Raw genomic sequence first — 24296 nt, forward strand, 5'->3', positions numbered from 1 at the left:
GTCGCTCTCTCAGCCGTGTCGGCAGCTCCGCCGTTGTCCCGATGGACGATGGGAGTCCGGTCGACCTGCGAAGCTCGGGTCATGTCGTGGCCCAGAGCTGTAGCCCTCCGAACGGATCGTCTTTCTCTGGAGCCGCTCGCCGTGGAGCATGCGAGCGAGATGGTGGCCGCTCTGGCACCTCAGGATCTGTATCGGTTCACGGGCGGGGAGCCTCCGACGCTCGAAGAGCTCGAGAAGCGCTACCGCCGCCAGTCGCGAGGTCAGTCCGAGGACGGACGTGCCGGGTGGTCGAACTGGATCATCCGACCTGCTCGGGGTGGCTCGGCCGTCGGTTTCGTCCAGGCGACGCTGACACGCGAGGACGCTGGCCTCGTGGCTGACTTGGCGTGGCTGGTCACGACGTCGGAACAGGGCCGCGGTGTCGCGGGGGAGGCAGCCTCCGCCGTCGTGACGTGGCTGACCTCGATGGGTGTCGGGTGCCTGCAGGCCTACGTCCACCCCGATCACACCGCGTCCGCGCGGACAGCCCGTCGGCTCGGGCTCGTACCCACGACCACGCTCGTCGACGGAGAGATCCTCTGGGAGGCCGCCACCACGTCCATGACCGATCGGCAGGAGGGTGCCGGCTAGAAGATCCTCCACCGGGATCGATTCCGGACCGACCTACCGAGACGATCCGGGTCCAGCAGCGAGCGGGTGTGTGGCGGCCGCCGCCCAGCGTCCGACGACCGATGCGTTGCCGTCCGCGTCGATTCAGGGCCGGGTGGTCTCTACGGTGGTGGCATGCGTTCTCTCACCACACTCGACGACTGGTCTGCCGCAGATGTCCTCGCGGTGTTCGCCCTGGCGGATGCGTACAGCGAGGGCCGCGGGCCGGCCAAGGAGGGAGCAGCGGTCATGTTCTTTCCGCCGAGTAGTCTGCGGACGAGAGCCACGTTCGAGCGCGGAGCCTCGCTGATGGGGCTCCAGCCGATCGTCTTCCCCGACACCACGCTCGACAAGCCCGAGGCGCTCAGGGATGTCGCCCAGTACCTGGACGCCTGGGCCGACATCATCGTGGCCCGGCACCGTGACCTCTCCGTCATCGAGGGCTTGGCGGCGTCTCATGCATTGCCCGTCGTGAACGCGATGACCGACGTTAACCACCCGTGCGAGGTGCTCTCCGACCTGTACTCCCTCCGCCACAGGGGCGACATCTCAGAGCTCCGCTACCTCTTCGTCGGAGCCGACGGCAACATCGCCAGGGCGTGGCAAGAGGCCGCAAGGGTGCTGCAGCTGGACCTCGTCCAGTGTTGCCCGGCTGGGCTCGCGACCCCTGGCGCCCTCTGGACGGATGACTTGGATGCGGCAGTCCGATCAGCGGACGTCATCCTCACGGACGGTCCCGGCCCTCACGCGGAGCTCCTCGAGCCCTATCGGATCACGGCGGCCCTTCTCGACCTCGCGCCGGCAGGGGTCCGCTTCGCTCCGTGCCCACCTTTCGTGCGTGGCCGGGAGGTGAGCGCCGACGCCGTGGCGCACGCGGCCTTCGTCGGTCACGCGTTCAAGGCCCCACTTCTCCCTGTGCACCAGGCGGTCATGGCGTTCTGCCTCGACCTCGGATGACGACGCGTCCCGGTAGACGATCGGCTGCCGGACTTCCAGGGTGGTGCATCTGCGGCCCGACAGAGATCGTTGACAGGGTGGTGACGCGCTTCTGGCGTGCCACCGCGTGGGAACTCGACCTCTCGAGCGCGATCGAGCGTCACGACGTCCCCGGTCGCCCAGATCGTCGCTTCTGTAGCGCCGTGCCGTGCCGGCCTCGGGAGGTCAGGCCGACGACCTGTTCGCGCTCGCGCGCTCCGGCCACCGGAACCGTCCGATGAATGCGGCGAGCAGCGTCGAGCGCATCATGAGGACGAACAGGCCGTAGCCGATGATCCCGCCCAGCGTGTTCGTCATCCAGTCGTTGATGTCGGCGAGGTGTCCGCCGAAGGCGAGCCGGGAGGTGGCCATCTGCACGAGCTCGATGGCGAGACTCGTGCCGGCGACGATCGCCAGCACCCTCCACCAGGTGGGTCGGATGACGAGCAAGGGGATGAGGACACCGAGCGGTACGAACACCGCGACGTTGATGAGGGCGTCGTCGAGCCCGTAGTCGCGGAACGGCTCGAGATAGAGCGGCAAGGGGCGCGGCCCGTAGTCCGGCCACGTCCCGACGTGGATGAAGATCGGGAAGACCGTGTTGGCGAGCACTCCGCCTGCGTAGAGAGCGAGGACGGCGGCGACACCCGCCCGTGCAGGTGTGACCCGGCCGCGAGAGCGGAGGACCCGGAGGAGCACGAAGAAGATGACGATGCCGAGGGGGATCACGATGGGGAGCGTGGGGATTTCGATGGACTTCATGCTTTGCTTCCGACTATTGCTTGGTGCGGTGCGGCAGCACCCGTCCGATCGTAGGGCTGCCGGGCTCGGACTCTACCTCGACGATCACTCCACCTCTCCGTCATGTCGAGGACGAGGTGTCGCGACGGCGCTCCTGCGCGAGCCCGCGTCGATCGCCGAGCAGGAAGGGCCGAACGTCGTCCGCTGGATCACCGCGGACGACGACCACACCGCCCGCCGTGTCTACGACGACGCTCTCCGACCACCGACGGGTCCTCGCCGTCGTGCGCTTCCTCGCCGCCTGAGGGCCTCGGGGACCGGCACCGCGCCTCCTGAACGACGGACGTCCCCGCCTGCTCGCCACCTCGGGACGAGGGGAGAGCGGACGGGGACGTCGAGCCGTCGGGGCCCTACTCGACCCGGCGACGGCCTCGGATCGGGCCGACCACGCGACGGCCGCGACGCGAGAGCGCCAGGCCGAGGGCGACCCCGAGCAGCGCCATCGCGGCGATGCCGAGCACCGACGCGCTGCCGGTGAAGGCCAGCTGCGTCGCCGACAGGATCATCGGGAACGACACCGTGACGACGGCCTGGACCGTCATGCCGGCCGTGTCGGTCACGCGGTACTGCACCGAGGCCTTCGAGTCGAAGCCCGTCGCGGGGGTGAAGACGACGTCGCCGTCGACGACCGTCCAGGTGCCCTGGTCGGGCACGGTCAGCGTGCTGACCCCGTCACCGGTCACCGGGTCGACGATCACGACGGTGCCGCGGTCGAAGGTCGCACCCTCGGTGGGGGCGTCGTTCGCCGTGACGTCGACGGCGACCGCGTGGTCGGTCGTGCCGCGCTGCTCGTCGTCGACCGCGACGGCCGCGCCCAGCACCGTGATGTCCACGGTGGCGCGGGCGGTCTGCCCGGCCTCGTCGGTCGCCGTGTAGTCGAAGGTGTCGACCCCGACGAAGCCGGCGCGGGGCATGTAGTCGTACGACCCGTCGAGGTCGAGCGCCACGGTGCCGTGCGACGGCTCGGACGCCAGGGCGACCCAGAGGGCCGAACCGTCGTCGTTGCGCATCACGCCGCCGACCCTGCCCGAGACGAGTCGCTTGCCGGCGATCGTCCTGCCCGAGTCGTTCACGGCCTTGACGCCGACGGTGATGGTGACCGTGGCGGTCGCGGTGCCGCCGTCGCGGCCGGTGACCGTGTACGTCACGGCGTCCTTCCCCGAGTAACCGGGGGTCGGCGTGTAGACCAGGCGGCCGCTGGGGTCGATCGTGACCGTGCCGTGAGCGGCGGGGCCCGTCGAGGTGACGCGGAGGCCCGTGCCGAGGTCGTTGCCCAGCACGCCCGGCACGGCTACGGTCAGCGTCGTCTCGGCCGGCGTGGAGGCCGCGTCGTCGACCGCCGTCGGCAGCACCGTGATGGTGACGGTGCCCGTGCGCGTCTGACCCTCGCCATCGGTCGCCGTGTAGGTGAACACGTCGGTGCCGGAGAAGCCGGCCTTCGGCGTGTAGACGTACGAGCCGTCGCGAGCGAGCTCGACCGTGCCGTGCGTGGGCGCGGCGTCGAGCGTCGCGGTGAGCGCGCTGCCCGAGTCGTTCGAGAGCACGCCGTGTGCGGCGTCGACGGTCAGCGGGGTGCCCGCTCGGGTGCTGCCGGTGTCGTCGACGGCCAGGGCGCCGACGACGATGGTCGCGGTGGCCTTCGTCGACCGGCCGGCCGAATCGGTCACGGTGTACTCGACCCGGTCGGTGCCCGAGAAACCGGCGACCGGCGTGTAGACGAACGACCCGTTCGACCGGGTGTCGATCGTGCCGTGCGCCGGGGTGCCGACGCCCGTCACGGTCAGGCCGGTGCCGAGGTCGTTCACCAGCAGACCCGGGGCGGGCACCGAGAGCGCGGTGCCGGCAGGCGTCGAGTAGCGGTCGTCGAGGGCGCGGGGCGTCACCGTGACGGTGACCGTCGCCGTGGCGCTGCCGCCGTCACGGTCGGCGACCGTGTAGACCACGATGTCGTCTCCCGAGAAGCCGGGGGCCGGCGTGTAGTCGACGGTGCCGTCCGGCGCGATCGTGACCGTGCCGTGCGCGGCCGGGGTCGCCGCGGTGACGGTCAGGCCGGTTCCGACGTCGTTGCCGAGCACACCCGGTGCGGCGACCGTGACGCGGTCGCCGGCCACGACCGTGGCGACGTCGGGGGCGGCCTCGGGGCTGACCACGATCGTCACGGTGCCCGTGCCGGTCTGTCCGTTGCCGTCCGTGACCTCGTAGCCGAACGAGTCCTTGCCCGAGGTGCCGGGCTTCGGCGTGTAGGTGTACGAGCCGTCCGGTGCCATCGTGACCGTGCCCGCCTTCGGCTGGTCGGAGACGGTCGCGGTGAGGCCGGTGCCCGTGTCGTTCGACAGCACGCCGTGGTCGGCGTCGACGACGAGGGGCTGGTCGGCGGTCGTGCCACCGGCGGGGGAGTCGTCGACGACGATCGGCCCGACATGGATCGTCACCGTGGCGACGTCCGACTCGCCGTTCGCGTCGGTGGCGCGGTAGGTCAGCCGGTCGGTGCCTGAGAAGCCGTCGGGGGGCGTGTAGCTGAGCGTGCCGCCGGCCGCGATCGTGGCCGTGCCGTGGGCCGGGGCGTCGACGAGCTCGGCGCGCAGCCCGGTGCCGAGGTCGTTGCCGAGCACGCCCGGGGCGGTGACGGTGACGGTGGTGCCGGCCTTCGTCGACGTGACGTCGTCCACGGCGTCGGGCAGGACGACGATCGTCACGATGCCCGTGCTCGTCTGCCCCTCGGCGTCGGTCGCGGTGTAGGTGAAGTCGTCGGTGCCCGAGAAGCCCGTCGCCGGGGTGTAGACGTACGAGCCGTCCTTCGCGACGGTCACGTCGCCGTGGCGCGGGGTCCCGTCGAGCGCGGCGGTCAGGCCGGTGCCGCGGTCGTTGGAGAGCAGGCCCTCCTTCGAGCTGACGGACAGGTCGCGACCGGCGGTCGCGGTGCCGCGGTCCTCGACCGCGAGGCCGCCGACGATGACCCAGGCGCGGGCGGTCGCGGTCTGCCCCGCGGCGTCCGTCACCTGGTACTCGAACGAGTCGGTGCCCGAGGTGCCGGCGTCCGGCGCGTAGCTCCAGGTGCCGTCGGCGGCCACCGTCACGGTGCCGTGCGCGGGCGTGCCGTGGTCGGTCACGCGCAGCCCGGTGCCGAGGTCGTTGCCGAGCAGGCCGGGAGCCGCCGTGGTCACGGGCGTGTCGGAGGGGATGGTGACCTGGTCGTCGACGGCCACCGGCTTCACGGTGATCGTCACGGTCGCGGTCGAGGTGCGGCCGGCGGCGTCGGTGACCTGGTAGGTCACCGTGTCGGTGCCCGAGAAGCCGGGCGTCGGCGTGTAGTCGAACTCGCCGTTCCGGGCGATGGTCGCGGTGCCGTGCTGCGGGCCGGTCACGATCGCGGCGCTGAGACCGGTCCCGAGGTCGTTGCCGAGGACGCCGGGTCCGTCGACGTGGGCGTTGCCACCCGCGAGGACGGTGACGATGTCGTCGACGGCCTTCGGGGCGACGGCGACGGTGACCGTCCCGGTGCTCGTCACGCCGTTCGCATCGGTCAGCGTGTAGGTGAAGCTGTCGGTGCCCGAGAAGCCCTTCGCCGGCCTGTAGACGTACGAGCCGTCGGGGTTGACGACGACGGTGCCGTTCGTCGGGGCCGTGGCGAGCGCCGCGCTGAGCGGGCCGCTGCCCCCGTCGTTGCTCAGCAACCCACGCCCGGCGGGCACGTCCAGGGGTGAGCCCGCGACGGCGTCGGCGGTGTCGGCCGAGGCGCGCGGCGCGACGGTCACGGTCACCGTGCCGGTGTCGGTGCCGCCCTTGCCGTCGGTGACGGTGTAGTCGACGGTGTCGGTGCCCGAGGAGTCGTCAGCCGGCGTGTAGAGCACGTCGCCCGCGGGGGTGACCGACGCGGTGCCGTGGCCCGGCGTCGAGGTGGCGGTGACCTCCAGGCCGGTGCCGTCGTCGTTCGCGGTCAGGGCGCTGCCGGCGATGGTCGTCGGGGTCCCCGCGACCGCGCTCGCCGTGTCGTCGACGGCGGTGGGCAGGACGGTGAGCGTCACGGTGCTCGTGGTGCTCCGGCCGTCGGCGTCGGTCGCCGTGTAGGTGAACGTGTCGGTGCCCGAGAAGCCGTCGGCCGGGACGTACCGGAACGAGCCGTCACGGCCGAGCACGAGCGAGCCGTGCGAGGGTCCGGTCGCGACGGCCGCGGTCAGCCCGGTGCCGGAATCGTTCGTCAGCACGCCCGAGGAGGCGTCGACCACGAGGGCCTGGCCGGCGCGAGCCGTCGCGACGTCGTCGCTGCTGGCCGGGGTGACGGTGATCGTGACCGTCGAGGTCGACGTGCCACCGCCTCCGTCGGTCGTCGTGTACTGGAAGGTGTCGGTGCCCGAGTAGCCCTTCGCGGGCGTGTAGGTGTACGAGCCGTCGGCCGCGACGGTGGCCTGGCCGTTCGCCGGCTGCGTGTTCGACGTGACGGTCAGGTCGGTCCCGGCGTCGTTGGCGAGGACGCCCGGGGCGTCGACGGTCAGAGGGGTTCCGGAGGCGGTGGTCCCGGTGTCGTCGGAGGCTGCGGCCGACGCGGCGGCCACGGTGTTCGTGAACGTGCAGACGACGTCCGTGCCGTCGGCGCTGGTCGCGGCGGGGAACGTGAACTGAGCGGTGTTGCCCGAACCCGAGGCGACGGTCGCTTCGTCGTTGACGTTCGCGCAGCGGTATGTCGTCGAGTAGTCGGCCAGGCGCGTCGTGCTGTTGCCCGCCGTCTGCGAGACGGTGTAGGTGCGCGCGGGTATGGCGAGTGCGGCGCCGGCCTTCTGGGCCTGGACGCCCTTCGCCGTGCCCGAGGTCGTCGCGGTCGACGGCGACGACAGGTTCCCGCCGTCGACCTTGAGGGCGAACTGGTCGCTCGACTTCCACCGGCCGACGACGTCCGCCTTGCCGGTCAGGGTGTTGGCGTAGTTGCAGCTCGCGAGGTCGGAGTAGCCGGTGATGTTGCTGATGGCCGGCGTGGTCATGCGGCCGGCTTCGGCACCCGAGCTCGAGTCGAGCTTGATGATCTGCAGGCCGGACGAGACGTAGAGGTAGCCGTCGGACGAGAACGCGATGCCCGGGCTGTTGGTGCCGGTGGGCAGGTCGGTCAGCTTGGTGGCGGCGAGCGAGGTGGTGCCGGCCGTGGTCGGGATCGTCTCGTCGTTCAGTCGGTAGACCGCGTTGCTCGCCACCACGAAGAGCAGACCCTGCGTGCTGAAGGCGAAGTCGCCGTTGCCGGCCTGCAGGCCGGGGATGCGGCCGACGACGCCGATCTTGTCCCCGGTCTTCGGGTCGTACGCCGAGATCGTGGAGGGGTCGCCGCCGGTCGCGTAGTAGTAGATGCCGGTCACCGGGTTGACGGCGCCCCGCAGCGTCGAGGCGGGTGCCCCCGACGGGTTCGCGTTGGCTACCGTCGTGACGGCCCCGGCCGCCGAGTCGTAGCGCGCGAGCGTGTTGCCGTTCGAGTTGTTGGCCGTGCCGTTGGTGAAGGCGTAGGCGTCGAGGCCGTTCCGCCCCACGCCGAGACCGTTGTTGGCCGGCGAGAACGGGTTCGCCGTGCCGGCGATCACGTCGGACACCGTGTTGGCCGCGACGTTGATGGCGACGAACTGTCCCTGGCCGGCCGTGGCGTAGATCGTGTTCTGGTCACACGAGAGCGCTGCCGCGGCCTGCGCGGGCGCCGGCGCGACGGCCTGCGTCACGGCGACGGCCGCCAGCAGGGAGGCGGTGGCGAAGGCCGCGAACGAGAGGGCGCGACGACGGGGGCGCACGGAGGCGCGGAGAAGCGACATGGGCGGGTGGTGTCCTCGGGTGGGGGCGTCCGGCCGGGTCGGATCCGGTCGGACGTCGGTCCTGCTCGACACGCGGGGGTTCAGGCGCCCGCGTGTCGCCCCCACGGGAACGGGGGCTCCACGAAAGTGGATGTTTCGACAATAAAGCTTCTTGCTTGTCGAGTGGAGTCCCCAGAGCAGGGGTGATTTCGTCCTCCTTGTGGGGGACATCGGGGTACAAAGGGACCGATCGAGCGCGGGTCACGGTGCCGAGGACGTGACCCGCGCCTCCTGGTGTCCTAGCGGCGGGGGCGACGCCCGCGGCGGCCCTCGCCGACCGTCGGGATCGACGTCGTGACCACCGCGACCGACGACGTGATGACGGCGAGCGACGAGGTCGACAGGTTCGCCTGGGCGTGACCGGTCAGCGGGAACCCGCGTCGACCGGCGACGATGACGACGAGGCTGATCGCGACGATCGCCGCGGCCGCGAACGGCACCGTGGCGAGGCCCGACATCCCGTAGACCTGCCCGCCGATCGCGGCACCCGCGGCGATGCCGACGTTCGAGCCCGCGTTGATCAGCGCGCCCGCGATGTCGGGGCTGACCCCGCCGGTGCGGATCGCGGCGGCCATGAAGAGGGTGCCGGTCGTGCCGTTGGCGGCCATCCACAGGCCGGCGACGACGAAGGTGCCGACGAGCGAGCCGTGCACGAACGGCAGGGCCGCGAGGGCGCCGATCATCACCGCGACCGCGACGATCAGGGTCTGGCGAGGGGCCCGGTCGACGAACGCGCCGGCCGCGAGCAGGCCGACCACGCCCGTGCCGCCGAGCACGAGCAGGGCACCGCCGACGAGGTCCTCGCCGAGGCCGGCTCCCGTCAGGTACGGGCCGATGAAGGTGTAGACGACGTAGTGGCCGGCGAAGAGCATGAGGTCGGCCACGACCACGGCCAACAGGCCCGAGCGCGCCCACGACCGCACCGAGCCGACGTGCGGCGACGACTCGCCCTGGACGTGCGGCAGGAACAGCGCGGCCACGACGGCCAGCACCGCGGTGGCGACGGCGACCGCGCCCACGGCGGGACGCCAGCCGAGCTGGTCGCCGACCGTCGTCGCGAGCGGCACGCCCACGACGAAGCCCAGCGAGCTGCCCGAGTAGACGAACGCGATCGCGCGGCCGGCCAGGCGCGGCGGCACGATGCGCGTCGCATAGGCCGACGCCACCGAGAAGAACAGGGCGTGCGCGATGCCGCCGACGACGCGACCGGTCAGCAGCACGCCGAAGCTCGGCGCGAGCGCGACCATCAGGTTCGAGGCGGTGTAGCCGACCAGGGTCGTGACGAGCACGGCCTTGCGGGGGAAGCGTGCGGTGGCCCAGGTGAGCGGCAGGGCGAGTGCGGCGACGGCCACGGCGTAGACCGTGACGACGACGCCCATCCGCGCCTCGCTCACGCCGAGGTCGCCGCTCATGGTCGAGAGCAGTCCGACCGGACTCAGCTCGGTGGTGATCGCGAAGAACGTCGCCAGGCCGAGCACGGCGATGCCGACGACGCCGGAGGCCGTCAGGCGGCGCGGCTGGGGCGTGGGGCGGGTGTCGCGCGGGTGCTTCGTCGACGAGCGCGGGGGAGGCGCAGCGGCGGGCGTGCGCACGGCGGGCGTGCTCGAGGTCTCGGGCGGGCGCAGAAGGGTGTCGGTCACGGGATTGCCTCCGGGCCCGTGGCGCGTGCGCACGACGATGATCTCGTCGGGGGCATCGTGGACGTCGGCGGCCGACTCGTGGTCGACCCCGGTCTGCACGATGCAGCACACTCGTCGCGGGCCATGCTGCTGGCGGGTGGATTGGGGGATTGCCACTCCACGACGAGGGCGCTCATCCAGTGTGACATGCCACCCCCCGGGGCTCGCAAGGCCCCCGAACGAGACTCCGCCTTCTTTCACGGGAACGCCGTTCGCTCGCGGCGAGCGGGCGAGCGGGCGAGCGGGCGAGCGCTCGCCGTGGCCCGTCGAGGACGAGGAGGCGCGGGTGGCGTGCCCGCGCCCCGTCACCGCGCGTACCCTGGTCGCCATGAGCACCGACACCGCCCCCGACCGCATCCTGATGTTCGGCGCCGAGTGGTGCCGTGACTGCCGCCGCTCGAAGGCGCTGCTCGACCGCGAGGGCGTGGCCTACGACTACGTCGACCTCGAGGCCGTCGCCGACGGCGCCGACCGCGCCTACGCCGTCAGCGGTCGCACGCAGATCCCCGTCGTGGTCTTCCCCGACGGCAGCCACCTGGTCGAGCCGACCGACGCCGAGCTCACCGCCAAGCTCTAGCCGGGCAGGCGCTCGTAGGTCGTGAGCGCGTCGTACGACTTGGCCGGGCCATGTACCGTCCACCCTTCGATGAAGGACGTCGGCGACAGCACCCGGGTCTCGACCAGGTAGCTGTCCGGGGCACACGGGTGGTGCGCCTCCCAGGCCCCCGACCGCAGGTCGAGGTCGACGAAGTGTCGGCCGTCGGCGAAGCGCACGTCGAGCGACCCGTCACCCCGGGCCGCGTAGCCGAGCCGCCGGGTGGCGGGCGTCCGCCGGCCGGCCACGACCAGCTCGCCGGCCTCGTCGTAGGTCGCCACGAGGTCGGAGCCCGCCCGCGCCTCCTCGATCGTCGCCGTCCCGTCGAAGCGGGCGTGCTCGCCGGTGCGGTGGTCGTCGATCTCGCGCGCGACGGCCCACCGGCCGAGCAGCAGCGCCAGCGTCTCAGCCGGCATGTCGGTCGAGGAACTCGTAGACCTCGGTGTCCTCGACGCCGGGGAAGGTGCCGGACGGCAACGGTGCCAGCACGTGCGCGTGCAGACGGGCGCTCGGCCAGGCGGCGTCGCGCCACCTCGCCGTGAGCCCGGCCGGAGGACGACGGCAGCACGACTCGTCCGGGCAGGTCGAGGTCTCGCGACGCTCGGTGTCGCGTCCGCGGAACCACTTCGCGTCGGCGAACGGCACGCCCACCGTGATCGAGAACTCGTCGTGCTCGGTCGTGCCGGTCTGCGACGCCGACCAGAAGGTGCCGGCCGGGGTGTCGTCGTACTGGTAGTGCTCGGTGGTGCGGTTCGTCCGCGCGAAGGCCGTGCGCGCGGCCCAGTGCCGGCAGACCAGCTGGCCCTCGACGGCCCCGGTGACGTCGGTCGGCAGGGGCAGCCCGTCGTTCTCGGCCGCCTTGGCGATCGCCCCGTCGCCCGTCACCCGCAGGAAGTGCATGCGGATGCCGAGGTGCGACGTCAGCAGGTTGCTCATGCGCATCGCCGCCGCCTCGTGGGTGACGCCGAAGCCGTCGCGGAAGTCCTCGACCGAGACGTCGCGCTGTGCCTTGGCCTTCTGCAGCGACTCGACCGCCGCACCGAGCGGCATGAGGCAGGCCGACGAGAAGTAGTTGATCTCGAGCCGCTGCTTGAGGAACTCGGCGTAGGTCGAGGGCCGTTCGTGGCCGAGCAGACGGTGCGCCATCGCCTGCAGGGCCAGCGCCCGCAGGCCGTGACCGCCCGGGATCGAGGCGGGTGGCAGGTAGATGCGCCCGTTGGCCAGGTCGATCACCGAGCGGGCCGAGTGTGGCAGGTCGGAGACGTGCATGATCTCGAGCCCGAGGCTGCCGGCCATGCGGCTCACGCTGCTGTGCGACAGGGCACCCGAGGTGTGGCCCACGGTGCGGAGCAGCTCGGCCGCCGCCTCCTCGACGTAGGGCAGGTGGGAGTCGCGCCCACGCATCCAGAGCCGCAGTTCGGTGTTCGCCCGCCGCGCCTCCTCGGGGGTGGCGCTGGCCTCGCTGTGCCGGCGGGCGAGCTCGCGGTGCAGCCCGAGGATCGTCTGCAGCACCGGTGTGCTCATGCCCTTGTTCGCCTTCACGTCGGGCAGGCCGAGTGACCGGTACAGCGACCCGCGCTGCGCCTGCGCCAGCTCGATCTCGAGGGCCGCCCGCTCGCTCGGCGGCTCGGCGGCCAGCAGTGTCGCGAGGGGCACGTCGAGGGCGTCCGACAGCGCTCGGACCAGACCGATCTTGGGCTCGCGACGACCCGTCTCGATCAGCGAGAGCTGGCTGGCGCTGACCTCGACCCGTGCCGCGAGCTGGTCGAGGGTCAGGCCACGGGCCGTGCGGGCGTGCCGCACCGCCTGGCCGAGCAGCAGGGGGTCGGCATCGACCACGGGCACCCCTCTCGGGCGGTCTGCTTTGACGATCGCGAAAGAACACCCGATCTTTACGCATCGGGCATCTGTAGATCAAGGGAGCGGGCGTTCATCGTGGAGAAACACCCCTTTCGACGACGAGAGAAGAGATGATGGCACCGACCCCCACCGCCGATCCGGAGTCGCTCGACGACACCACCGCCCGGTACGCCGACCGTCAGGCCGAATGGGCCGGGCGCATGGCGCTCGCCGAGGCGATGATCCCGGTGATCGGTCGGCTGTGGCGCCGGGACGGCGTGGTCGTGTCGATCCACGGACGCAGCCTGCTCGACCGGTCGCCGGTCGGGGTGCTCAAGCTGCACCGCTTCGCCCGCCAGCTCGACGACCACGTGCTCGATCCCGCCGAGACACTCGCTGTGCTGCAGCTGCTCGACGGCCTCGAGCTCGGCCCGGCGTCGATCGACCTCGCCCGGCTGAGCGCCCGGCACCGGGCCGCCCTCGTCGAGCAGCCCGAGAGGCCGCTCGTCGACGTCGTGCACGCCGAACTCGCCGAGGTGGTCGGACGCCGTGGCGACGGCGGACCCCCGTCCCGCGACGTCGTGCTCTACGGCTTCGGCCGCATCGGCCGGCTCGTCGCACGGCTGCTGATCGAGCACGCCGGCGAGCGCGGCGGTGCCCGGCTCCGCGCGGTCGTCGTGCGTCGGGGCTCGGCCGACGACCTCGTCAAACGGGCCAGCCTGCTGCGCCGCGACTCGATCCACGGCCCGTTCGCGGGCACGATCGTCGTCGACGAGGCGGCCAACACGATCGTGGCGAACGGCACGACGATCCAGGTGATCTACTCGGACGACCCCGCGACGGTCGACTACGAGCGGTACGGCATCCGTGACGCGATCGTCGTCGACAACACGGGTCGGTGGCGCGACGATCCGTCGCTGCGGCGACACCTGGAGGCGCGGGGCACGTCGCGCGTGCTGCTCACGGCCCCCGGGAAGGGCGCGATCCCGAACGTCGTGTTCGGCGTGAACCACGAGGCGGCAGGTGACGACGTCGTGGTCGCCGCGGCGTCCTGCACGACGAACGCGATCACGCCGGTGCTGGCCGTGCTGGACGACCGCTGGGGCGTCGAGTCGGGACACGTCGAGACCGTGCACGCGGTGACGAACGACCAGAACCTGACGGACAACTTCCACCCCGGTGACCGGCGGGGGCGGTCGGCTTCGCTCAACATGGTGCTCACCGAGACGGGGGCGGCGAAGGCCGTGGCCGAGGTGTTGCCGCAGCTCGCCGGGCGCCTGACCGGCAGTGCGATCCGCGTGCCCACGGCGGACGTCTCGGTCGCGGTGCTGAACCTGCGACTGAGGACGCCCGTCGACCGTGACGAGCTCAACGCACACCTGCGTCGGGCCTCTCTCGACTCGCCCCTGCGCCGCCAGATCGACTACGTCGAGTCGCCCGAGGTCGCGTCGACGGACTTCGTCGGCTCGCGACACGCGGGCGTCGTGGACGGGCTCGCGACGGTGGTGTCCGGGGACGGGGACGGCGGAGACGGCGGGGATGGTGCGGGCGACCACGGCTCGGGCCGCCGGGTGGTGCTCTACGTCTGGTACGACAACGAGTTCGGCTACAGCTGCCAGGTCGTCCGCCTGCTCGAGCACCTCGCCGGCGGCACGCCCCCGTCCCTGCCCCGTCCGGCCCGGGCCGCCTCCGGCTCGGCCGACGAGGCCGCACCCGCGACGCTCGACGTGTCCCGGACGACATCCCCCTCCCGGGCTGATCCGGTACGTACCGGATCACGTGAAGAGGTAAGTACATCCCGGTCGGCGGCGGCGCCGCTGACCGGACCGACCGACGACCTGCTCGACCTGACCCTGGAGGCCACGCGATGATCACCACCCGACCCCTCGACCCCGGAGTCCTCGGCGACGCGACCCGCGCCTCCTCGGTTCCGCCCTCGGCGCCGAGCACCGACTGGGCACGGGCCGCGCGGCGCCGCCACGTGCCCGCCCCGTCGTGGGCTCCCCGCACCCTGGTCGCGTGGGTCGCCGAGCAGGTCGACCTGCTCGAACCCGACGGTGTGCAGTGGATCGACGGCTCGGACGCCGAGGCCGAGCGACTGACGGCCGACCTCGTCGCGACCGGGGCGCTGATCCCGCTCGATCCCGACCTGCGTCCCGGCAGCTACCTCGCCCGGACCGACCCCGGCGACGTCGCCCGCGTCGAGGACCGCACCTTCATCTGCACGACCGATCCCGCGGGTGCCGGCCCGACCAACAACTGGCGCGAGGCCGGTGCCATGATGCGCGAACTCCGGCCGTTCTTCGCCGGTTCGATGCGCGGGCGCACGATGTTCGTCGTGCCGTTCAGCATGGGCCCGGTCGGCGGCCCGTTGTCGCAGCTCGGCGTGCAGCTGACCGACTCGGCCTACGCCGTGCTCAACCTGCGCATCATGGCGCGGGTCGGTTCCGAGCCGTTGGCGGCGTTCGGCGGCGCCGACGGAGACGTGCCGTTCGTGCGCGGCGTGCACAGCGTCGGCTACCCCCTGCGCGACGCCGACGGCACCGCGCGCGACGACGTGGCCTGGCCGTGCAACGAGACGAAGTACATCACCCAGTTCCCCGAGACGCGCGAGATCTGGTCGTTCGGCTCGGGTTACGGCGGCAACGCGCTGCTGGCCAAGAAGTGCTTCGCGCTGCGCATCGCGTCGACGATGGGGCGAGACGAGGGCTGGCTCGCCGAGCACATGCTGCTGATCAAGGTGACCAGCCCCGAGGGTCGGGCCTTCCACGTCGCCGCGGCGTTCCCGTCGGCGTGCGGCAAGACCAACCTCGCGATGATGCAGCCCACCCTGCCCGGGTGGCGGGTCGAGACCCTCGGCGACGACATCACCTGGATGAAGCCCGGCGCCGACGGTCGTCTGTGGGCGATGAACCCCGAGACCGGATTCTTCGGGGTCGCCCCCGGCACGGGTGAGGCGTCGAACCCCATCGCCATCCGCACCCTGCACGCGAACACGATCTTCACGAACGTGGCGCTGACCGACGACGGCGACGTCTGGTGGGAGGGGCTCACCGACGAGGCGCCCGCGCACCTGACCGACTGGCAGGGGAACGACTGGACCCGCGCCTCCTCGTCCCCGGCCGCCCACCCGAACTCGCGCTTCACCGCGCCGGCCGAACAGTGCCCGTCGCTCAGCCCCGACTGGGACGCGTTCGACGGCGTGCCGCTCGACGCGATCGTCTTCGGCGGGCGACGGGCGACGAACGTGCCGCTGGTGACCGAGGCGCGGTCGTGGCGGCACGGCGTGTTCGTGGGCGCGACGGTGGCGTCCGAGCAGACCGCGGCGGCCGAGGGCGTCGTCGGCGAGCTGCGGCGCGACCCGTTCGCCATGCTGCCGTTCTGCGGCTACGACATGGGCGACTACTTCGCGCACTGGCTGCGGCTCGGGGCTGAGCTCGGCGACCGGGCGCCGCGGGTGTTCCAGGTGAACTGGTTCCGCAAGGGTGCCGACGGCTCGTTCCTCTGGCCCGGCTTCGGTGAGAACTCGCGGGTGATCGCCTGGATCGCCGGTCGCCTGGCGGGCAGCGCCGACGCCGTCGAGACGCCGCTCGGCCTCGCCCCCGCACCGGGAGCCCTCGACCTGACGGGTCTCGACCTCACCGAGGAGGCGCTGGCCGAGTCGTTCGCGGTGCCCACGGACGCCTGGCTCGCCGAGTGCGACCTCACCGACGAGTTCTTCGACCGGTTCGGGTCGACCCTGCCGGACGCGCTGCGCCACGAGTTGGCCGTCCTGCGCGCCCGGCTCGAGGCGGCGTAGCCGCGCGCCCGCCGAGGTGTCACGACATGCCGCTCGCGTCCGGAACTGAGCGGCACGTCGTGACGTCTCGCCGGGCCCGACGACTCCCGTCGCCCGTGATCAGCGGGTGACGGGGCCGGGGCTCCGCGTCGTGGGGACGCGGAGCCCCTTCACACCACACCGCGTTTCGTGCACCGCGCCCCGACCAGTCGCGGTGCGGTGCACGAAACGCGGTGCGGTGCGAGGCGGCGCCTAGTGGCGCGTCGGGTCGTCCGAGTCCTTGGCGACCGTGACCTTCTCGCCGTCGATCTCGTCGCGCTTGGCCTTCTGGGCGTCGCCGCGGGTCTTGGCGAGGCTGGCGATCGTGGCGACCGTGATGGTGACGCCGATGAACAGCAGCGAGAACCAGATCGGGATCTCGGGCACCCAGAGCAGCGGTTCGCCGCCGTTGATGAACGGCACCTCGTTGACGTGCAGGGCGTGGAAGACGAGCTTCACGCCGATGAACGCGAGGATGATCGCGAGACCCTGCGACAGGTAGACGAGACGCTCGAGCAGTCCACCGATCAGGAAGTAGAGCTGGCGCAGACCCATCAGGGCGAAGGCGTTCGCGGTGAAGACGATGTACGCCTCGTTCGTGAGCCCGTAGATCGCGGGGATCGAGTCGAGGGCGAACACCAGGTCGACGAAGCCGATCGCGATGACGCAGAGCAGCAGCGGCGTGACGAAGCGCTTGCCGCCCTTCTTGACCGTGAACTTGTCCTCGTGGAACTCGTCGTCGACGGGCAGCACGCGGCGGGCGATCTTGACGAAGGCGTTGTCCGCCGCGTTGCCGCCGTGGTCGCCCTTGATCTGCTGGTAGGCCAGGACGAAGAGCAGGGCGCCGAAGAGGTAGAAGACCCACGAGAAGTTCTCGATCAGGGCGGCGCCGGCGGCGATGAAGCCGGCGCGCATGATCAGCGCGATGACGATGCCGATCATCAGCACCTTCTGCTGGTACATGCGCGGCACGGCGAACCCGGTCATGATCAGCAGGAAGACGAACAGGTTGTCGATCGAGAGCGCCTTCTCGGTGAGGTAGCCGGCGAAGTACTCGCCACCGAAGCCCCAGCCGCTCGTGAACCCGATGCCGACGCCGAAGAGCAGCGCGAGCCCGATGTAGAACGCCGACCAGCGGGCGGACTCGCCGATCGTGGGCTCGTGCGGCTTGCGCACATGGGTGAAGAACTCGAACACGAAGAACGCGACGGTGACGGCGATCGTGATGAGCCAGGTGGTCAGTGTGACGTCCACGGGGATGCTCCGGGTGGGTCGGGCTGATGAGGCGGGTCGGGCTGCACGGCGCGATCGGCCGAACAGCGGAGAAGGCTCCTGAGAAGACGGTACGTGGGGGTCCGCTGGGGGCGTGCCCTCAAGCGACCGTGACAGTGCTGAGAAGCTGCAGTGCATGCAAGGCTCGGGCCCTCGTCAGCGAGTCCGCAGCGGAGGCGACAGCGGCGGCAGGTGCACCCCGGCCAGCATGCAGCGCACCGACCCGCCGGCCAGTTCGATCGTCGGCACCTCCAGCGGCAGGGGCCGGGCGTGCCGCGAGATCGTCCGGCGCTGGGCCGTCGTGAGGGACGCCCAGCCGCGTGCCGAGATCGCCAGCACGGGCCCGTCGGCCCCCCGCAGCTCGAGCGCGTTGCCGGCGAACTCCCCGAGCTGGGCGCGGGTCAGGGCGACCACCTCGCGGCCGGAGGTCGACAGGCGATCGGCCACGCGCCTCCGTTCGATCGTCGACTCGATCGACTCGAGGCCGACCAGGGCGAACCGCGACGCCACGCTCATCATGACGTTCGTGTGGTAGATCGGCACGCCCGTCTCGTCGGTCGCGGTGAAGGTCAGGGGCTCGTGGCCGAGGTCGGAGCAGACCAGGGCGACGGCGGCCTGGTCGGCGCGGTGAGAGAGCGCGACGTAGGCGACGCGCTCGACGTGGTCGAGGACGAGCGCGCCGGTGCCCTCGACGACGGTCCCGCGTCGTTCGAGCGGCGAGCGGTCGAGGACCTCGGTGACGGCGTACCGCTCGCGCAGCAGGTCGACCACGTCCGCACGCCGCTCGCCCCGGCGGTTCGGCGAGTGCATCGGATAGAGCACCACCCGGCCGTCGGCGTGCGTCGAGAACCAGTTGTTCGGGAACACCCCGTCGGGCCGGTCGGTGCGCTCGTCGTCGACGAGGTGCACCGTCACGCCCGCCCGCCGCAGGGCCTCGGCCGCGCGGGTCACCTCGTCGAACGCGCGCGCCGCGAGCTCGACCCGGGTCGCGTCCACCTCGGCCGGGTCGGTCTGGAACGCGTTGTCGGCCGAGGTCTCCGGGTTCGGCGTGAAGTGGCGCGGCCGCACCATGACGACCGCGGCGGGCGACTGGACGGCCGTCCGCGCCTCCTCGTCGGCGCTCCGGGTGCGCGAGGAGGCGCGGAGTGCGGGGGTCGCCGCCGCCGTCGCGACCACGGCGGTCGCCGGGGACGAGGAGGCGCGGGGCGGGGGAGCGAGGGTCGTCACGACGGTCTCGGCGCCGTTCGTGCGGCGGGTGCCGGTCAGGGTCGGCCGACGACTCAGACGCCGACGGGCCGACGGGCGGCGACGAGGCCGAACAGGTCCTTCGGGTCGTCGGGATCGGCGACGAGGTCGATCTCGACGGCGTAGTCCGTGCCCGCGACGTCCCCGCGCAGGTACTTGAGGGCGCAGACGTCCTCGACGGCGAAGCCGACCGAGTCGAAGATCGTGATCTGCTCGTCGCTCGTGCGCCCGGGCCGCTGCCCGGCGACGACCTGCCACAGTTCGGTCACGGCGAAGTCGGCGGGCTGGTGCTGGATCTCGCCCTCGACGCGCGTCTGCTCGGGGTACTCGACGAAGACGTCGGCCCGGCGGAGCGTCGCGGGGTCGAGCTCGGTCTTGCCCGGGCAGTCACCGCCGATCGCGTTGACGTGGACGCCGGGGCGGACGGCCTCGTCGGGCAGCACGACCGCGTTCTGCTTGTCGGCCGTGCAGGTCGTGACGACGTCGGCGCCGTCGGCCGCCTCGCCGGGGCTCGCGCACACCGTGATGTCGAACCCGAGCGGCGCGAGGTTGCGGACGAACTTCGCGGTGGCGCGGGGGTCGACGTCGAAGACGCGGACCGTCTCGAGCCCGAGGGAGGCGCGCATGGCCAGGGCCTGGAACTCGGCCTGCGAGCCGGCACCGATCAGGGCGAGCACGCGCGAGTCGGCCCGGGCGAGGCGCTTGGCGGCCATGGCGCTCGTGGCGGCGGTGCGGAGCGCCGTGAGGATCGTCATCTCGGCGAGGAAGGTCGGGTAGCCCGTGTCGACGTCGGCGAGCACGCCGAAGGCGGTGACGGTCTGGTAACCGCGGCCGGGGTTCGACGGGTGGCCGTTCACGTACTTGAAACCGTAGGTCTCGCTGTCGCTGGCGGGCATCAGCTCGATGACGCCGATCGGGCTGTGCGAGGCGACGCGGGGCGACTTGTCGAAGGCGGGCCACCGGGCGAAGTCGCGCTCGAGGGCGGTCACCATGCCGCTGGTGATCGGGCCGACGCCACGGTCGGTGACCCATCGGATCATGTTCTGCACGTCCACGAAGCGCACCACGGCGACCTCCTCCTGCTCGGCCCGGCTCGGTCGTCGCGTCCGGGTGGCACCACGTTAGGACTGGGCGATGTGCAGCCACAATCACCATCGAGCGTCATTCCGCTCGTCCGATCACGCGTTCTGCGCGGTCGTGCTGTACGTTTCGGGTCATGGCTGATCTCGACGAACTGGACCGGCGCCTCCTGGCCGCCCTGCGGGTCGACGCGCGCGAGTCGGCGGCGAGCCTCGCGCGGCGGTTGGGCGTGACGCGGGCGACGATCACCTCGCGGCTCGACCGGCTCGAGGCGACGGGCACGGTGCTCGGCTACACCGTGCGGGTGCGTGAGGCCGACGACCCCGACCTGATCCGCGCCATCGGCTTCATCGAGATCGAGGGCCGGTCGACCGACCACGTCATCCGACAGCTGCGGGGCTTCCCCGAGGTGGCGTCACTCCACACGACGAACGGCGGCTGGGACCTCGTCGCCGAGCTGCGCACGTCGTCGCTCGGCGAGTTCGACCGGGTCCTGGCGCGCATCCGCAGCGTCGAGGGCGTCGTCAACAGCGAGACGAGCCTGCTGCTCAGCTCCGTCCTCCGCTGACCCGGTGCACCCGGCGGCCGCGTCGCCTGTCGAGGCTCCCCGGTCCACCGAGCGAAGGAGGCGCGGGCCGGCTCGCTGAGGCACCCTGGACAGGGTGAGCCCCGCGTCCGAACCCGTGCCGTCCCCCGTCCCGCCCGAGCTCCGCGCCGACCCGGCCCCTGTCGCTGTCGCGTACGGCGGCCCGACTCGCTCCGAGGAGCGCATGCTCGCCCCCGACCTGGCCCGGGGTCTGGCCTTGCTCGGCATCGCCCTCGCGAACTGCGTGTACTACATCGGCGGCCGCGACCTCGGTCCGTTGGCGCGGCCGGTCGACGGCACCGCGGGGGACCGCGTCGTCGACGTGCTCGTCGGCCTCCTCGTGGACAACCGCGCCTTCCCGCTGTTCACGATCCTCTTCGCGTACGGCTTCACCGTGATGATCCGACGCCAGGCGGCACGGGGTGTGCCGTACGGCCGGGCGCGATCCCTCTTGCTGCGTCGCAGCCTCTGGTTGGCGGTCCTCGGTGCCGCCCACGTCGTCCTCCTGTTCGAGGGTGACATCCTGTTGAGCTACGGCTGCCTCGGCATCGTCCTCGCCATGCTGTTCGCGGCCCGGGACACGACGTTGAGGGTGATGGGCTGGTCGCTCGCGGTCGTCTTCGTCGTCACGGCCGGAGTCGACGGGCTCCCGCAGGGGTCACTGGACGCCGGTCTGCCCGGGCTCGATCCGGGCACGTTCCTCGGGGCGCTGCTCTGGCGCGTCGTGGCCCTGCTCGCGCTCGTGTTCGGTGCCCCCTTCGTGGCGGCGACCTTCCTGCCGCTCGCCGTCATCGGCACCCTGCTCGGCCGCCGTCAGGTGCTCGAGCACCCGGTCGAGAACCTCGGTCTGTTCCGTCGTCTCACGCTCGTCGGCCTCCCGGCCGGCGTGCTCGGCGCGGTGCCCCTCGTGCTCGCGGCCGTCCAGGCCTGGCAGCCGCCGTGGTGGGCGCTGTACCTCCTGGGCATCCTGCACGGGGTCAGCGGCGTCGCGGGCGCCCTGGGCTTCTTCGGCGCGGTCGGTTGGTTCGTCGCGAACCGCACCCGCGCCTCCTCGGCTGCGACCGGCCCTGCCACCACCGGCCCTCTCGCGACCGGCCCGATCGTGCGGGCCCTGGCAGCCGTGGGCCGGCGCTCGCTGACCTGCTACCTCCTGCAATCCGTGCTGTTCGTCCCCCTGCTCGCCCCGTGGGCCCTCGGGCTCGGTGTCGGGGCGGGCACCCTCCGGGTCAGTCTGATCGCCGTCGGCGTCTGGCTCGTGACCGTCGTCGTGGCGGTCTCCCTCGAGCGAGCGGGGCGTGACGGCCCCGCCGAGTCGTTGCTCCGCCGCCTGAGCTACGGCCGCAGACCTGAGCCCCTGGCGGTCCGGCTCCCGGGCTGATCCGGTCCGTACCGGATCGACGACACCGCGACGCCTGCCGCCGGTGCCGTGCCGCCGCGATCGAGGTCGGGCGAGCGGGGGAGGCGCGGGCCGACTCCCCGAGGCGCCCGAGATCAGGCGCCCGAGACCAGGCACGCTCAGACCGCGCCGCGCCTCCCGGCGACGATGCTCTTCAGGGCCTCGTCGAGGTGCGGGTGGACGAACTCGTACCCGCCGTCGACGAGGCGCTCGGGCAGCATCCACCGGCTCTTGAGCACGAGCTCGGTCTCGGTGCGCAGGACGGCGGTGCCGAGTTCCAGCATCCAGCGCCAGGCGGGCAGGCCGAACGGCACGCCGAGGACGCGGCGCAGGGTGCGCATCACGGTGCGGTTGTCGCTCGGGTTCGGCGACGACAGGTTGAGCACGCCCTCGACCGACTCGTCGTCGCGGGCGAACCGGATCGCCCCGAGCACGTCGTCGACGTGGATCCAGCTGAACTTCTGCCGCCCACCGCCACGACCCTCGTGGTGGTACGTGCCCGCCGCGAGTCGTGCCCGGGTGGCAGGCCAGGGGCCGTCGAGCTGGGGCCCGCCGAGACCCGCCCGCACGAGGTTCATCAGCGGCACGAGTGCGCTGCCGTCACCCAGCACGATGGCCATGCGCAGGGCCACGCGGCGGGTGGCGGGCAGCTCGCCGGAGAAGAACTCGGCCTCCCACGCCGTCGCGACGTCGACCGAGAACCCCGAGCCGATCTCACCGCCCGACTCGGTCATCGGGCGGTCCTCGGCGTGCCGGTAGACGGTCGCCGTCGACGAGTTCATCCAGACCCGAGGAGGCGCGGTGCACGCGAGCACCGCCTCCTTCAGTTCGCGCGTGGTCTCGACGCGTGAGCGCACGATCTCGGCGCGGTTCTCGGGGCCGTAGCGGCAGTTCACGCTCTTGCCGGCGAGGTTGACCAGCAGGTCGGCCCCGTCGAGCAGCGCGGTGATGCCGGCGGTGTCGCCCCACGACGCGTCGGGTCCGTGCCGGCCGATCAGGCTGACGCGGGCGCCCTCGGCGCGGAACGCGGCCGCGAGGTGCTGCCCGATGAAGCCGCTGGCTCCGGCGAGGACGATGTGGTCGGTCATGGGGCTCACGCTAGGGGACCGACCGGTCTCCGGCCGCGTGATCCTTCGACGTCGAGAAGTCCTCACCTGGGGGTGCGCGTTAGCCTCGTCGGCATGAGCCATCCCCTGGTGACCGCCGCCGAGCTCGACGCGACCCTCACGGGCGGGGAAGCGGTGCGCCTGCTCGACGTCCGGTGGCGGCTCGACCGGCCGGACGGCCGCCCCGCCTACCGCGAGGGGCACCTGCCCGGCGCGGTCTACGTCGACCTCGACTCCGAGCTCGCCCGGCACGGCGACCCCGTCGAGGGGCGTCACCCGCTGCCCGTCCGGGCCGACCTGCAGGCCGCCGCCCGCCGGTGGGGGCTCCGCGACGGGGACGCCGTCGTCGTCTACGACGACCTCGGCGGGCAGTCGGCGGCTCGTGCGTGGTGGCTGCTGCGGGCCTCGGGCATCGCCGACGTGCGTCTGCTCGACGGGGGACTCGCGGCCTGGACGGACGAGGGCCTGCCTCTCGAGCGGGGAGACGCGGACGTCGTGCCCGGCGACGTCACCCTCGGCGACGAATCGTGGCCCGTGATCGACGCCGACGCGGCAGCCTCCTGGCCGAGCACCGGCGTGCTGGTCGACAGCCGGGCCGCCGAGCGCTATCGCGGCGACGTCGAGCCGGTCGACCCGCGGGCCGGCCACGTCCCGGGTGCCGTGAACCTGCCCACGGCGGGCAACCTCGACTCCACGGGCCGGTTCGTCGACGCCACCGCGCTGCGCGTGCGGTTCGAGGAGGCGGGGGTCACCGCCGCCACGCCCCTGGCCGTCTACTGCGGGTCGGGGATCACCGCGGCCCACAACGCCCTGGCTGCGACGATCGCCGGGTTCGACCCCGTGCTCTTCGCCGGTTCGTGGAGCGCCTGGTCGAACGACCCCGCGCGACCCGTCGCGACCGGCGGCCGCCCCGGGTGACCCAGGGGCGGGGCCGTGCTCAGTCGGCGTGGCCCGGGACGGGGACGTCCGTCCGGTCGTCGACCACGGCGTCGACGGCCGTGAGACGCAGGGCGTCGATGCCGTTCATCGCCGAGCCCTTCTGTTTGTAACCCCCGGACGAGGCGAGGATCTCGCCGTTGCCCGCCGTCAGGACGAAGCGGTACTCGCCCGAGGCGTCCTGGGTGACGACGAAGGTGCCTGCCATGTGGGTCCCCTTGCACGAAGTGGTGCACGCGCTCTGCGTGGCGACAGCATAGGGCTGCACCCCGACCGTGGGCGACGCGCGTCGCCCGGCCGACCCGCGCCTCCTACCCTGGGCCCCCCTTTGGCCGACCGTTTGACATGTGAAATTCCAAGTGGCATACTCGATGAGTCGGTGCGGCCGCCCGCGAGTCTCGTTCCCCCCTCCGAGACCGGGCGGTCGCGCCGGTCCGTCTCGGTCGCGCACCGAGCAGACGAGAGCGCCCGGCCCCGGATGGCAGTCGCGGGGTCGGGC

General features: G+C 72.2%; 18 protein-coding genes and 1 pseudogene. 9 read left to right on the forward strand and 10 right to left on the reverse strand.

Annotation, left to right across the window (positions count from 1 at the left end):
- Window positions 1-81: 81 nt before the first annotated feature.
- Both AC1MBW_RS10110 and AC1MBW_RS10115 read left to right on the forward strand, forming a co-directional pair.
- Window positions 82-630: a GNAT family N-acetyltransferase gene (locus tag AC1MBW_RS10110; protein ID WP_054146954.1), complete on the forward strand. Its 549-nt coding sequence runs from the start codon at window positions 82-84 to the stop codon at window positions 628-630.
- Window positions 631-783: 153 nt separating this feature from the next.
- Window positions 784-1605, forward strand: a complete 822-nt coding sequence (locus tag AC1MBW_RS10115; RefSeq protein ID WP_480024377.1) for an ornithine carbamoyltransferase — start codon at window positions 784-786, stop codon at window positions 1603-1605.
- 204 nt (window positions 1606-1809) lie between these two features.
- On the opposite strand, the gene AC1MBW_RS10120 is transcribed toward AC1MBW_RS10115, so the two are convergent.
- Window positions 1810-2385: a VanZ family protein gene (locus tag AC1MBW_RS10120; RefSeq protein WP_480024378.1), complete on the reverse strand. Its 576-nt coding sequence runs from the start codon at window positions 2383-2385 to the stop codon at window positions 1810-1812.
- Between AC1MBW_RS10120 and AC1MBW_RS10125 the strand changes: the two are divergent.
- Window positions 2384-2599: pseudogene (locus AC1MBW_RS10125) on the forward strand (GNAT family N-acetyltransferase); the annotation flags it as partial. The gene AC1MBW_RS10120 and the pseudogene AC1MBW_RS10125 overlap by 2 nt on opposite strands.
- 175 nt (window positions 2600-2774) lie before the next feature.
- Here AC1MBW_RS10125 and AC1MBW_RS10130 read toward each other — a convergent pair.
- Together AC1MBW_RS10130 and AC1MBW_RS10135 are read right to left on the reverse strand one after the other, a co-directional pair.
- Window positions 2775-8207, reverse strand: a complete 5433-nt coding sequence (locus AC1MBW_RS10130; protein WP_480024379.1) for a beta strand repeat-containing protein — start codon at window positions 8205-8207, stop codon at window positions 2775-2777.
- A 278-nt stretch (window positions 8208-8485) separates the two neighbouring features.
- Window positions 8486-9985: an MFS transporter gene (locus AC1MBW_RS10135; RefSeq protein ID WP_480024380.1), complete on the reverse strand. Its 1500-nt coding sequence runs from the start codon at window positions 9983-9985 to the stop codon at window positions 8486-8488.
- 268 nt (window positions 9986-10253) lie between these two features.
- Here AC1MBW_RS10135 and AC1MBW_RS10140 point away from each other — a divergent pair, with 268 nt between their 5' ends.
- On the forward strand, window positions 10254-10502 hold the full coding sequence (locus AC1MBW_RS10140) for a glutaredoxin family protein (RefSeq protein WP_054146949.1): 249 nt from the start codon (window positions 10254-10256) through the stop codon (window positions 10500-10502).
- Here AC1MBW_RS10140 and AC1MBW_RS10145 read toward each other — a convergent pair.
- Window positions 10499-10936, reverse strand: coding sequence for a DUF6314 family protein (locus AC1MBW_RS10145; protein WP_480024381.1), 438 nt, complete (start codon window positions 10934-10936; stop codon window positions 10499-10501). The genes AC1MBW_RS10140 and AC1MBW_RS10145 overlap by 4 nt on opposite strands.
- Complete coding sequence (locus AC1MBW_RS10150; RefSeq protein ID WP_480024382.1) at window positions 10926-12365, reverse strand: helix-turn-helix domain-containing protein; 1440 nt, start codon at window positions 12363-12365, stop codon at window positions 10926-10928. The genes AC1MBW_RS10145 and AC1MBW_RS10150 overlap by 11 nt, the downstream gene beginning before the upstream one ends.
- A gap of 125 nt (window positions 12366-12490) precedes the next feature.
- On the opposite strand from AC1MBW_RS10150, the gene AC1MBW_RS10155 reads away from it, so the two are divergent.
- Together AC1MBW_RS10155 and AC1MBW_RS10160 are read left to right on the forward strand one after the other, a co-directional pair.
- Complete coding sequence (locus AC1MBW_RS10155; protein WP_480024383.1) at window positions 12491-14230, forward strand: glyceraldehyde-3-phosphate dehydrogenase; 1740 nt, start codon at window positions 12491-12493, stop codon at window positions 14228-14230.
- Window positions 14227-16158, forward strand: a complete 1932-nt coding sequence (locus AC1MBW_RS10160) for a phosphoenolpyruvate carboxykinase (GTP) (RefSeq protein WP_480024384.1) — start codon at window positions 14227-14229, stop codon at window positions 16156-16158. The genes AC1MBW_RS10155 and AC1MBW_RS10160 overlap by 4 nt, the downstream gene beginning before the upstream one ends.
- 231 nt (window positions 16159-16389) lie before the next feature.
- Here AC1MBW_RS10160 and AC1MBW_RS10165 read toward each other — a convergent pair whose 3' ends face one another.
- From AC1MBW_RS10165 to AC1MBW_RS10175, 3 genes are all read right to left on the reverse strand, one after another.
- The gene (locus AC1MBW_RS10165; RefSeq protein WP_480024385.1) at window positions 16390-17430 is read right to left on the reverse strand and encodes a TerC family protein; all 1041 of its coding nucleotides are present in this window, start codon (window positions 17428-17430) and stop codon (window positions 16390-16392) included.
- Window positions 17431-17604: 174 nt separating this feature from the next.
- Window positions 17605-18675: a citrulline utilization hydrolase CtlX gene (gene ctlX, locus AC1MBW_RS10170; RefSeq protein WP_480024386.1), complete on the reverse strand. Its 1071-nt coding sequence runs from the start codon at window positions 18673-18675 to the stop codon at window positions 17605-17607.
- A gap of 53 nt (window positions 18676-18728) precedes the next feature.
- Window positions 18729-19760 carry an ornithine cyclodeaminase gene (locus AC1MBW_RS10175; protein WP_480024387.1) on the reverse strand — a complete coding sequence of 344 codons (1032 nt, stop codon included), beginning with the start codon at window positions 19758-19760 and terminating at the stop codon, window positions 18729-18731.
- Window positions 19761-19909: 149 nt separating this feature from the next.
- Between AC1MBW_RS10175 and AC1MBW_RS10180 the strand changes: the two genes are divergently transcribed.
- On the forward strand, window positions 19910-20341 hold the full coding sequence (locus AC1MBW_RS10180) for an Lrp/AsnC family transcriptional regulator (RefSeq protein WP_054146944.1): 432 nt from the start codon (window positions 19910-19912) through the stop codon (window positions 20339-20341).
- A 94-nt stretch (window positions 20342-20435) separates the two neighbouring features.
- Entirely contained in the window at window positions 20436-21737 is a 1302-nt protein-coding gene (locus tag AC1MBW_RS10185; protein ID WP_480024388.1) for a DUF418 domain-containing protein, read from the forward strand.
- 137 nt (window positions 21738-21874) lie between these two features.
- Here the strand turns inward: AC1MBW_RS10185 and AC1MBW_RS10190 are convergent, their stop codons facing one another.
- Window positions 21875-22843 (reverse strand): epimerase, encoded by a 969-nt coding sequence (locus tag AC1MBW_RS10190; RefSeq protein WP_480024389.1) that lies wholly within the window; start codon window positions 22841-22843, stop codon window positions 21875-21877.
- A gap of 93 nt (window positions 22844-22936) precedes the next feature.
- Here AC1MBW_RS10190 and AC1MBW_RS10195 point away from each other — a divergent pair, with 93 nt between their 5' ends.
- A complete protein-coding gene (locus AC1MBW_RS10195) occupies window positions 22937-23779 on the forward strand; it encodes a sulfurtransferase (RefSeq protein WP_480024390.1) in 843 nt (280 codons plus the stop codon).
- Between the two features lie 19 nt (window positions 23780-23798).
- Here the strand turns inward: AC1MBW_RS10195 and AC1MBW_RS10200 are convergent, their stop codons facing one another.
- Window positions 23799-24005 carry a YegP family protein gene (locus AC1MBW_RS10200; RefSeq protein WP_480024391.1) on the reverse strand — a complete coding sequence of 69 codons (207 nt, stop codon included), beginning with the start codon at window positions 24003-24005 and terminating at the stop codon, window positions 23799-23801.
- Between the last annotated feature and the right edge of the window lie 291 nt (window positions 24006-24296).

The sequence above is a fragment of the Frigoribacterium sp. AP1 genome, from assembly GCF_056680555.1.